General features: G+C 37.2%; 9 protein-coding genes. 4 read left to right on the forward strand and 5 right to left on the reverse strand.

The window, feature by feature from the left end; translation table 11 throughout:
• Positions 1 to 180: 180 nt before the first annotated feature.
• The gene (locus ACH0B5_RS14625) at positions 181 to 3,084 is read left to right on the forward strand and encodes a transglycosylase domain-containing protein (protein ID WP_241559273.1); all 2,904 of its coding nucleotides are present in this window, start codon (positions 181 to 183) and stop codon (positions 3,082 to 3,084) included.
• Positions 3,085 to 3,105: 21 nt separating this feature from the next.
• Here ACH0B5_RS14625 and ACH0B5_RS14630 read toward each other — a convergent pair whose 3' ends face one another.
• The 5 genes from ACH0B5_RS14630 to acsA all read right to left on the reverse strand — a co-directional run bounded on the left by ACH0B5_RS14630 (position 3,106) and on the right by acsA (position 9,308).
• Entirely contained in the window at positions 3,106 to 4,263 is a 1,158-nt protein-coding gene (locus tag ACH0B5_RS14630) for an acetylornithine transaminase (RefSeq protein ID WP_341362479.1), read from the reverse strand.
• 23 nt (positions 4,264 to 4,286) lie between these two features.
• Entirely contained in the window at positions 4,287 to 5,078 is a 792-nt protein-coding gene (gene argB, locus ACH0B5_RS14635) for an acetylglutamate kinase (protein ID WP_122973630.1), read from the reverse strand.
• Positions 5,041 to 6,267 (reverse strand): bifunctional ornithine acetyltransferase/N-acetylglutamate synthase, encoded by a 1,227-nt coding sequence (argJ, locus tag ACH0B5_RS14640; RefSeq protein ID WP_122973629.1) that lies wholly within the window; start codon positions 6,265 to 6,267, stop codon positions 5,041 to 5,043. Before argJ ends, argB begins: the two co-directional genes overlap by 38 nt.
• An 11-nt stretch (positions 6,268 to 6,278) precedes the next feature.
• On the reverse strand, positions 6,279 to 7,313 hold the full coding sequence (gene argC, locus ACH0B5_RS14645; RefSeq protein ID WP_122973628.1) for an N-acetyl-gamma-glutamyl-phosphate reductase: 1,035 nt from the start codon (positions 7,311 to 7,313) through the stop codon (positions 6,279 to 6,281).
• A 267-nt stretch (positions 7,314 to 7,580) separates the two neighbouring features.
• Positions 7,581 to 9,308 carry an acetate--CoA ligase gene (acsA, locus tag ACH0B5_RS14650; RefSeq protein WP_122973627.1) on the reverse strand — a complete coding sequence of 576 codons (1,728 nt, stop codon included), beginning with the start codon at positions 9,306 to 9,308 and terminating at the stop codon, positions 7,581 to 7,583.
• 243 nt (positions 9,309 to 9,551) lie between these two features.
• Here acsA and ACH0B5_RS14655 point away from each other — a divergent pair, with 243 nt between their 5' ends.
• The 3 genes from ACH0B5_RS14655 to ACH0B5_RS14665 are packed head-to-tail and all read left to right on the forward strand — an operon-like array spanning position 9,552 to position 12,004.
• Positions 9,552 to 10,184, forward strand: coding sequence for a GNAT family N-acetyltransferase (locus ACH0B5_RS14655; RefSeq protein WP_122973626.1), 633 nt, complete (start codon positions 9,552 to 9,554; stop codon positions 10,182 to 10,184).
• 15 nt (positions 10,185 to 10,199) lie between these two features.
• Complete coding sequence (locus ACH0B5_RS14660) at positions 10,200 to 10,847, forward strand: acetoin utilization AcuB family protein (RefSeq protein WP_122973625.1); 648 nt, start codon at positions 10,200 to 10,202, stop codon at positions 10,845 to 10,847.
• Positions 10,847 to 12,004: an acetoin utilization protein AcuC gene (locus tag ACH0B5_RS14665; protein WP_122973632.1), complete on the forward strand. Its 1,158-nt coding sequence runs from the start codon at positions 10,847 to 10,849 to the stop codon at positions 12,002 to 12,004. Before ACH0B5_RS14660 ends, ACH0B5_RS14665 begins: the two co-directional genes overlap by 1 nt.
• The last annotated feature ends 93 nt before the right edge of the window (positions 12,005 to 12,097 follow it).

The following is a 12,097-nucleotide window of genomic DNA, read 5'->3' on the forward strand; positions in this document are numbered from 1 at the left end:
TATAGTATATTGTACTCTTCCTAAATTGATTGTCAATAAATATATTAACACATGTGGGAAATATGCTATAATAAACAGGATTTTAAGGGGGTCGAGAAAGTGAAAGAATGGTTAAGTCATTTAAAAAATAAATTGAAACATATCAATGAAAAAATAGATACCTTGGCTTCATCCAAAAAAATGAGTCGATTAAGAATTACTGGTAGTGTGATATGGAACTTAGCTCTCATATTTTTAATCTTCCTAACTACTGCGATCGTATTCGTTGGCGGTATAGGACTTGGCTATTTTGCATCCCTCGTAAAAGACGATCCACTCCTTTCTAAAGAAGAAATGAGGGAACAGATTTATAGCTATGAAGAAACGAGTGAAATGTATTTTGCAAATGAAGTTTACATAGGGAAAATTCGTACTGATATCGAACGAAGAGAAACTTCTATTAATAAAGTATCTCCTACTTTGATTAATGCAGTACTTGCGACAGAAGATGAATATTTCCGGGAGCACGATGGAATTGTCCCTAAAGCCGTCCTTCGTGGAGTATTCCAAGACTTTACGAACTCCTCTACCCAAACAGGAGGGTCCACTTTAACACAACAATTAATTAAAAACCAAATTTTAACGAATGAAGTTTCCTACGAACGAAAAGCTAGAGAAATTTTACTTGCGTTAAGATTGGAAAAATTTATGTCGAAGGAAGAAATATTAGAAGCTTATTTAAATATTATTCCTTACGGTCGTAATGCTTCAGGAGTTAACATTGCCGGTGTCGAAACTGCTGCCCAAGGTATTTTCGGTGTCTCCGCAGCTGATTTAACATTACCACAAGCTGCCTATATTGCTGGAATTCCACAAGCACCCTTTGCCCATACACCTTTCACCAATACAGGTGAACTAAAGGATGCTGAAGGTTTAAAACCGGGAATTGACCGAATGAAAACTGTTTTAAATCGAATGCTTACAGCTGGCTACATAGATCAAACTGCATATGAACAAGCGGTGAATTACGATATTACAAAAGATTTCCGTAAACCGGAACCAGAAGCAATTGATAAATATCCATACCTTACTTATGAACTGGAAGATCGAGCAAAGAAAATTTTAGCTGAAAAGCTTGCAGAAAAAGATGGCATTGATCCACAACGTTTAGAGGAAGAAGAAAACTTAAAGGAAAAATATATGATTTTAGCCGATCGGGATTTACGTTCTGGTGGTTATAAAATTTACTCTACTATCAATAAAGAAATGTATGACGCGATGCAGGAAGCTGCTAAAAACTTCAAAAGCTACGGTTATACGTATACTTCCACAAAGGTAAATGAAGAAACAGGCAAAGAAGAAGTGGTAGAAGAACCTGTTCAACTTGGTGGAATGATGATTGAAAATGGCACAGGAAGAATTTTAAGTTTTGTCGGTGGTCGGGATTTCAAACTTGAACAATTGAACCACGCAACACAAGCACAACGCCAAAACGGTTCGACGATGAAACCATTATTAGTTTATGCACCTGCCGTTGAATATGGAGTAATTGGTGCAGGAAGTCCTGTAGTAGACGTGAAGTTTTCTTATAGAGGCTGGTCACCTTCCAACTATTCTGCAACGCAAGAAATGGGTATTATTCCTGCCCGAGAAGCTTTAGCAAAATCACAAAACTTAGCTGCTATACGTTTATATGATTCAATTAGAGATAGACAACCTACATCCTATTTAGAAAAAATGGACTTCTCTACTTTGAGAGAAGGTGAAGGTGATAACTTATCGCTAGCTATCGGTGCAATGCATACAGGACCAACAGTAGAAGAAAATACAAATGCCTTTGCTACCTTTGCTAATGGAGGTCAATTCATTGATGCCTATATGATTGAGCGAATTGAAGATTTAGATGGTAATGTCGTTTACGAGCACAAAGCAGAACCTGTTCCTGTATTCTCGCCTGAGACATCTTATATCGTTACCGATATGTTAAGAGATACTTTAGAATATGGTACAGCGACAAAAGCAAGACGTAATTTAAAATTCTCTGCTGATTTTGCTGCTAAAACAGGTACGACACAAGAGTATAAAGACGTATGGTTAGTCGGTTATAATCCGAATGTAACATTAGGTGTTTGGATGGGTTATGACAAACCGAAAACCCTTAGTCGTTTTAATAATACGTACGGACAGCCAAGTGAACGAGTAAACTTACTTTGGGCGAAATTGATGAATTCCCAATACGATGCAAACCCTGAATTAGTGGATACGGATAAACAATTTGCACGACCGAAAAATGTAATTTCCGCTTCCTTCTGTGGAATTTCCGGGGATGCTCCATCGAAGGCGTGTTCTCAAGCTGGTCTTGTTCGATCCGATTTATTTAATCGAAATGCCTTTGTTCCAAGTCGTACTGATGATAGTTTAATTTCGGCATCATCGGTTATGATTAATGGAAAAGCATATCGCGCTCTAGAATCTACTCCTAGTGAATTTGTTATTAAAGGAGGGGCCGGTATAAACCCTGATTTTGCAGATAAAATGCTCGGTAGATTAGGAGGAGATCCTTCTAAACTATGGCCAAAGAGTGAAAATAGTAAAGTCGTTTCTTCAGCTAAATTTAATGCCGATGACAAGGCACCTAATGGTGTCAAAGCATCATTAAAAGGGGCAACAATGACTTGGTCAAAATCGTCTTCGAATGATGTCGTCGGTTACAGAGTGTATGAAATTACTGATGGCAAACGTTCATTAGTTGCTACATTAAAAGACGGTCAAAGTCTGAAATTCACAGTGGCAAAAGATCGCTCTTACATGGTAGTAGCTGTCGATATAACAGGTAAAGAGTCTTCCCAATCTAATACGATAGCTACAAAAGAAGTCGAACCTAAAGAACCGACTAAAGAAGAAAATAAAGATGCAGACAAAGATGCTAACAAAGATAATCAAAATAATGATGCTAACGCAGGAACTGATAAAGATACGGATGGCAAAACAAACGATAAAGATTCCAATACGGATACCGGAAAAAATCCTGATAAAGAAACAGGTTCTGGTACAGATAAACCTGCAGCTGGAGTCAACAGTGGTTCTACCGATACCAATCAATAGATTCATAAATAAAGCGCAATCTCAACTAGTTGAGATTGCGCTTTTGTTTGTTAATAACACTTTTTTCAAAATTTCTACTGCTTCGTCCATCTCTTCCTTCGTAACAGTTAATGGTGGTAGTAAACGAAGGACATTAGGGCCTGCCCCTACAAGCAATAACCCCGCTTCTTCTGCTTCCGTTACAAAATGGGAGACATCCATACCACAATCAATGCCAAGGAGTAACCCTTTTCCACGAATAGCAAATTGATCTTTTGGTAGTGTTTCATGTAATTTTTGAAGGAGGTAGTTTGATTTTTCTTGTACATCTTCTAAAAAGAATTGTTCAAAAACAATATCGATAACCTTTTGAGCTACAGCAACAGCTAATGGATTTCCACCAAATGTTGTACCGTGGGATCCAGGGCCAAATGTTTCATACAATTCACTAGTTGCTAAAATTCCAGCAATCGGGAATCCTCCACCTAACCCCTTTGCAATCGAAACAATGTTAGGTTTTAAAGGTGTTTGCTCGAAGGCAAAGCGTGTACCGGTACGACCGATACCTGTTTGTACTTCATCGACAATTAGTAAAATCGAATTTTTTTCACAAATATCTTGAATCGCTTGAGCAAATGGTTCTGTAACTGCATGAACACCACCTTCACCTTGTACAACTTCAAGCATAATAGCAGCTACTGAATCATCTACCTTCTCTTGTAAAGCTTCCACATCATTAAAAGGTAAATAAATAAATTGGTCTAGCAGCGGCCCAAATCCTTGATGTATTTTCTTTTGTCCTGTAGCCGACATCGCTCCAAACGTTCGACCATGAAAAGAATTTTCAAAAGTAATAATACGGTGTTTTCCAGTATATTTTCTTGCTAGTTTAATAGCAGCTTCATTGGCTTCTGCACCACTATTACAAAAAAGGGCATGGGACAAATGATTATTTTTTATTAAACTTTCCGCTAAAACCACTTGACCTGGACTTTCGAACAAATTACTAGTATGCCAAATTTTTTCACTCTGTTCTTTAATGGTTTCCACTAAAGAAGGGTGGGCATGACCAAGACTGCAAACCGCAATACCACTCGTAAAATCTAAATATTGTTTTCCGTTGGAATCCGTAACGACTGTTCCCTTTCCCTCTACCAGGCTAATAGGTCTTCTTGAATAATTATTAAATAATGCATTCATTTTTGTTTTGCACCCCTTATATTTTATTTAGAGACGACATTTTCACTAAAGGAAGGAACAATCGTCGTTCCGATTAACTGGTCATTCACAATTTGGACTGAAGGAATTCCTGAATTTAAAACTTGAATAGCACTTTGAACTTTTGGGATCATTCCCCCATAAATTGCTCCTTCCTCAATCCACTTCTCGATTAAACTAGGTGTAGCTTCTTTCCTGTATACGTCATTGACTCGTATCCCACAAACATCTGTCACAAGTAATAAGCTTTCTGCCTCTATCGCTAACGCGACTTCACTTGCCACCGTATCCCCATTTATGTTGAGCCCCTGACCGTTCATTGCGGTACCAACACAAGCAACGACCGGAACAATTTGTTGTTTACACAATTGAAGCAGTAAATCGGTATTCACATTCATTATTTTCCCTACATATCCATAAGTATCAAAATCTAATAATTCACACTGTAGCAATTGACCATCAAAACCATTTAACCCTATAGCGGTTATTCCTGCTTCATTTAACTCTCCTACAAGTGTAGGATTCACTTTTCCGATTAATGTAGATTGCACAATATCCATCGCTTCTTTACTCGTGATTCGAATCCCATTTAATACTTTTGATGTTATATTTTGCTTTTCTAACTCTCGATTGATAGCAGGTCCCCCACCATGAGTAATGATGATATCATACCCACTTTGTTGTAAAACTTTAAAATTAGAAAAGAAGGTTTTATTTAAACCTTCTAATGTACTTCCACCAAGTTTAATAACAATTTTTTTACGATCGGTAGGATGCATTGATTTGGACATAATCATATGTTAAATCACACCCCCACGCTAATCCGTGTCCATCACCTTGGGCTAAAGAAACGGTAATTTTTACTTCATTGGATTTTAAAATATCCGTTAATTGTTCCTCTGAAAACGGAAAAGGTTCACCATTTTGAACCATAAGGGCAGGTCCGATTTTAATAGAGATTTTTTCAGGATCAATGCTGGCACCACTGTAACCAACAGCTGCAATAATTCGGCCCCAGTTGGCATCATTACCAAATACAGCTGTTTTGACCAATGGGGAGCCGACAACCGTTTTAGCAATTTTCCGTGCTTCTTCGTCATTTAAAGCACCATCAACTTTTACTTCGATTAACTTCGTTGCTCCTTCCCCGTCACGGGCAATCGATTTAGCTAAGTCCTCTGCAACAGCCTTTAATGTTCGATAAAAGTTATCCCAATCAGGATGGGACGGTGATAATGGGTCATTCCCCGCTAATCCATTTGCCATTACGATTACCGTATCATTCGTAGATGTATCCCCGTCTACAGTTATGGCATTAAAGGTTAGCTCCGTAATTTCTGACAGAGCTGCTTGCAATTCCTTTGATTCAATGTTGGCATCGGTTGTAATAAACCCTAGCATTGTAGCCATATTAGGTTCAATCATACCGGAGCCTTTTGCTGTACCGGAAATGATTATTTCTTTCCCATCAATAAGGGTACTATAGGATGTATTTTTCATAACCGTATCTGTCGTTAAAATAGCCTGAGCGAAATCAATACCGTTTTCAAGGGATTTTCCCAATTGAAGTTTTTCAACTCCAGTTCGAATAGGTTCCATCTTCATCATTTCGCCTATCACGCCCGTTGAAGCTACCCCAACATAAGAAGGGGAAATACCAAGCTTATTAGCTGCTAACTTTTGCATTTCATATGCATCGGCCATGCCTTGTTTTCCTGTACACGCATTGGCATTTCCTGAATTAACGATGATGGCTTGCATTTTACCAGTGTTATAAACAACTTCCTTTGTAACAAATAATGGTGCAGCTTGCACAGCATTTGTTGTAAATACACCCGCAACACTGGCAGGTACTTCACTAGCTAAAATAGCTAAATCCTTTTTCTTATGTTTTATACCACAATGAATACCTGCAGCAGAAAACCCTTTTGGTGCAACTATATTTTTACTAGATATTTTTTTCAATTCATATAATACGTTTGACATTTTTCTCCCCCTTAAATAAATAACGGTATGACATCCAAACCAAATGTTTGAGGCATATGAAATTGAACGTTCATATTTTGAATCGCTTGCCCCGCAGCTCCTTTTACTAAATTGTCGATGACGCTTACAATTGTTGCTCGATTCGTTCTTTCATCTAGTTTCACTAAAATATCGCAATAGTTCGAACCTTTTACTCGGCTTGTTCCTATCGATGTGCCGCTAGAAACAACACGGACAAATGGATGATCTTTATACGTTTCCATTAAACATTCCGTTAACTGTTCATTAGAAACGCCATTGATTACTGGTGCATATGTTGTCGCTAAGATTCCGCGTGTCATCGGAACTAAATGGGTATTAAAAGTAATTGTCGTTTTCACATCCGCAAATAGCTCAATCGCCTGTTCAATTTCAGGAATATGTTGATGTTCATTTACTTTATAAATTGAGAAGTTTTCATTCATTTCACTATAATGGGTTGTTTGTGAAAGTTTATTTCCTGCTCCAGATACACCGCTTTTCGCATCAATGACTAAGTAGTTAGGATCAATTAACCCTTCTTTTATTAACGGTAATATGGAAAGTAAAACAGCGGTCGGATAGCAACCTGGATTGGCGACTAAATGGGCTAATTGAATATTCCTTTCATTCCATTCAGTTAGTCCATAAACACTTTGCTTCACAAGCTGTTTCGGAGCAGGCTGTTTGTTATACCATTTTTCAAATACCTCTAAATCCTTTAATCGATAGTCTCCCGATAAGTCGATTATCTTCGGTCCTACACCAACTAGAGGAGGTAATAGAGTACTTGTTACCCCTGAAGGAGTACTCGTAAATACAACATCTAAATGGGCTAGTGTCTCTATATCGATTTTTTGTAATGGCGTATCTTGTATCGTTAATAAATGACCAAACTTTGATGAAAAAATGGCTCCTTCATCTGAAGATGTAAACAGTTCTATCTGTTGTACTTCTGGATGATTGTGTAAAAATCGAATAAGTTCTAATCCACCGTAACCAGTAGCCCCGATAATACCAACTTTCATATAGTTCACCCCTATAATTTGAAAACACACCCCAAATATTTTGACATGAGTTTATGTATTTTTATGCCAATCTGTTAATATACTTTTTTTACATCTAAGATAAGGATAGTATAATTCTGCATAAATATTTAGTCAACTGTATTTTTAATAATTTTTTAAACAAAAAAAAGGAATATCCATCATTAAAACCGATGAATATCCTTCATTTCTTTGTATAAATATGAATATAACTAGAAACATTTCCGTTATTATATGAATGAATAATTATTAATCTTCCATTGTCGATAAGTCTCCTGTTGGAAGATTTAATTCCCAAGCTTTTAAAACTCGACGCATAATTTTACCGCTCCGTGTTTTAGGAAGCTTTTCTTTAAATTCAATTTCACGGGGAGCAGCATGAGCAGCAAGACCGACTTTTACAAAATGTCGTATATCTTCTGCTAATTGTTCCGATGGTTCTACTCCTTCACGTAATGCAATAAAGGCTTTAATAATTTCTCCCCTTATCGGATCTGGTTTACCAATGACTCCAGCTTCGATGACGTCAGGATGTTCCAACAATTTACTTTCTACTTCAAAGGGACCTACCCGTTCTCCAGACGTCATAATAACATCATCAACCCGTCCTTGGAACCAGAAATAGCCATCATCATCTTTATAAGCTGAATCTCCTGAAACATACCATTCTCCCTTTAAAAAATAAGAGTCATATTTTTCAGGATTTCCCCAAATTTGTCGCATCATCGACGGCCAGCCTTTCCGAATAGCTAAATTACCCATTGTAAACGGCGGAACTTCATGTCCTTCATCATCCACAATCGTTGCATAAATCCCAGGTACTGGTTTTCCCATTGACCCAGGCTTAATATCCATTGAAGGATAATTACAAATAATATGACCACCTGTTTCTGTCATCCACCACGTATCATGAATTCTATGTCCTAATTCATCCATTCCCCAACGGATGACTTCGGGATTTAATGGTTCCCCTACTGATAATACATGACGAAGGGAAGAAAGATCATATTGCTCTAAAATACTAGAACCTGCACCCATTAACATTCGAAAGGCGGTTGGCGCACTATACCAAACGGTTACACCGTACTGCTCAATAGCTCCATACCAACTTTGTGGGCTAAAACGTCCACCTATTATTAAATTCGTCGCACCGTTTAACCATGGGCCGAAAATTCCATAGGCGGTTCCTGTCACCCATCCAGGATCTGCGGTACACCAATAAATATCTTGTTCTTGTAAATCAAGAACCCATTTCGCTGTTTGATAGTGTTGAATCATTGCATTATGAACGTGTAAAACGCCTTTTGGGGCACCCGTTGAACCTGAAGTATAATGCAATAACAGTCCATCTTCTAAATCAACCCACTCTATATTATAAAAGCTAGAAGCTTCCTTTAACCTACGATTAAAATCAATTATTTTTCCACTTTCTTCTACTTGTTCCCCAACAAGGAAGATTGTTTCTAAATGCGGTAACTTCTCGATTGGTACTCGGTTTAAAAGACTCGGGGTTGTTACAAGCGCTTTAGCCTGACTATCTGCTAGACGATCATAAACAGCACCCTCCATAAAGGCTTCAAACAATGGGCCAACAATGACACCCATTTTAATAGCACCCAATAAAGAAAAATATAGCTCAGGTGAGCGGGGCATAAAAATAAATAAACGATCACCCTTCTGTAAGCTTGAGTTTTCCTTTAATACGTTCGCTGCTTTGTTGGACAACCGCATCATGTCATAAAAGGTATAACTTTCTTTTCGAATCCCATCATCAAAAAATAACGCTACCTTATTTTTTCTAAAGCTTTCTGCATGTTTGTCGATTGCCTCATACGCTGTATTAACCTTCCCCGTTGTATACCAACTAAAGGATTTTTCAGTTTCTTGCCAATTAAAAGTTGCAACTGTTTCATCATAATTTTCTAAATGATGATTCCCCGTAACAATCGCTAGTTTGTCCGTAATTTTTATCCCCATAAAAATTACCCCTTTCATCAATTTCGAATGCTTAAACGAAATAATCCACTTATTCAAAATAGTTTTTGAAATGCTAATCTATTTCTCTATTCAAATAAGCTAATCATATTTTACAATATTCAGAACATTTTGAGTCGAATGTTTTAAATTTTGAAATAATTCATGCATTTTTAACGAAATTCAGCGATTTTGTGCATAATTTATCATATAATGGATTTATCATTTTTTGTGGAGCGAATTGGAATGGAACATATTAAAAATTTTTATTCAGTAGAAATGGAGACGAAACATGGAATTGTAATCGTAGAAGGTCCTGTCCCATCGGAACAATTACAGCTTTATGATTTCCATGAAGATTTAGTATCCTTTAGACCCCCAATGCAACAGAAAAAAGCTTTAGTAGGAATAGCAAACCTTGAAGAAGGACGAATTGTCATTATGCGTAATGGAAACACCGTCGTTGGTTATGTAACTTATCTATATCCCGATCCAATGGAAAGTTGGTCAGATGATCCTATAGAAAACATGATTGAATTAGGAGCAATAGAAGTCATTCCGAGCTATCGAGGTTTTGGTGCAGGAAAAAAGTTATTACAAGTTTCTTTCATGGGAGATGAGATGGAAGATTATTTAGTTATTACGACGGAATATTATTGGCATTGGGATTTAAAAGGAACTGGTTTAAATATTTGGGAATACCGAAAAATGATGGAGAGAATGATGAATGTGGTAGGCTTCGAATATTACCCAACCGATGATCCAGAAATTTGTTCCCATCCAGCAAATTGTTTAATGGCCCGAGTTGGAAAACGGGTAAATGACGACACATTAGAACGCTTCGACAAGTTACGTTTTAGAAATCGATATATGTATTAACGAGGGGGAAATTAGATGATTATTGAAGAAATTATGAATAAAGATGTCTATTCGCTATTACCTTCTAATACTGTCAAAGATGCTATCCAGCTATTGAAAGAGAAAAAAATAAGACATTTACCTATAGTGGATGATCAAAATTATGTTGTTGGAATCATTACACAACATGATTTAAAAAATATACTACCTACTTCATTAACAGATGATGAAAATCAAGTTACTTATGACACTACTTTAGACAAAATTATGGTAAAGAATCCGTTAATCGGTCATCCCCTTGATTCAGTCGAGGATGTTGCCCTTACTTTATATGAATCAAAGATTAGTTGCTTACCTATTGTTACCGGTGGAAAATTAGTCGGGATTGTTACAACAACCGATTTACTTTATACATATATCGAGCTAACAGGTGCTAACAAACCTTCTTCCAAAATTGATATTAAGGTAACGGACAAGCCAGGTATTTTATCAAATATAGCCGAAGTATTTAAAAAACATAAAGCAAACGTTTTAAGTGTTTTAGTTTATCCAGATTCTGAAAATGACCATTCAAAAATTTTATCTATCCGAGTTCAAATTATTAATCCTCTTTTAATTATTGAAGATTTACGAAAAGAAGGCTTCCATGTTTTATGGCCAAATTTACCGGGGATAGAACTATGATGAAAAATGCCGTATTTATTTATTCTCCTGAACAACTCGGATATAAATTTTCAGATTCACACCCTTTTAATCATACACGCTTACTTTTAACGATGGACTTATTGAAAAATATTGGTGCCCTATCAGATGATGATATTATACCGGTAAGGGTTGCAACAGATGAAGAAATCGCCCTTGGACACGATTTAAAATATATCGATACGGTAAAAAAAGCAGGACACGGTTTACTAACCCCACAGCAATGTGAAATGTATGGTATCGGCACTGAAGATACGCCTATTTTCACAAATATGCATGAAGCAAGTGCACTATTAGTAGGAAGTACATTACAAGCTGTGGATTATGTGATGCAAGGGAAAAGTAGGCATGCTTTAAACCTTGGTGGAGGACTCCATCATGGTTTCCATGGCCGGGCTTCAGGTTTTTGTATATACAATGATAGCACTGTTGCTATACGCTATATCCAAGAAAAATATAATGCAAGGGTATTATATATCGATACGGATGCCCATCATGGAGATGGTGTTCAATGGGCTTTTTATGATGATCCTGACGTCTGTACCCTTTCCATCCATGAGACTGGACGCTACCTTTTTCCTGGCACTGGCAATGTGACAGAACGGGGGAACGGTCAAGGATACGGTACATCCTTTAATTTTCCAATCGATGCCTTTACAGAAGATGAAAGCTTTTTAATGATTTATGAACAAGCCGTTAGAGAAGTATTTGACTATTTTAAGCCCGATGTCGTCATTACTCAAAATGGTGCGGATGCCCATTATTTCGATCCCCTTACCCATTTATATGGCACTATGAAAATCTATCAAGAGATTCCGAAACTAGCCCATAAGCTAGCCCACGAATATTGTGATGGGAAATGGATAGCAGTAGGTGGCGGAGGTTATGATATTTGGCGTGTTGTTCCGAGGGCTTGGTCCTTTATTTGGACCGAGATGAAAGACTTGCCTTGTCCATCAGGTCCCCTACCTGCCCAATGGTTAGAAAAATGGCAGCCCCAATCACCGGTTCCTTTTATCCCAACGTGGGAAGACCCTACTCCATTGTATGAACCAATTCCCCGTAAAGCAGAGATTGAAGAAAAAAATGCTCAAATGTTAATGAAAGCATTACATATTATTCGCAATCAAGCAAAATAAAAAAGACAACTCAACATAAAGTGTACCCTTTGTAAAGGACATTTTTAAAAAAGGCTTTTAAGCAACTTGAAGAAGATGGTGACTGTATTGTGC

The sequence above is a fragment of the Ureibacillus sp. 179-F W5.1 NHS genome (genome assembly GCF_045369345.1).
Classification (GTDB): Bacteria; Bacillota; Bacilli; order Bacillales_A; family Planococcaceae; genus Ureibacillus; species Ureibacillus halotolerans.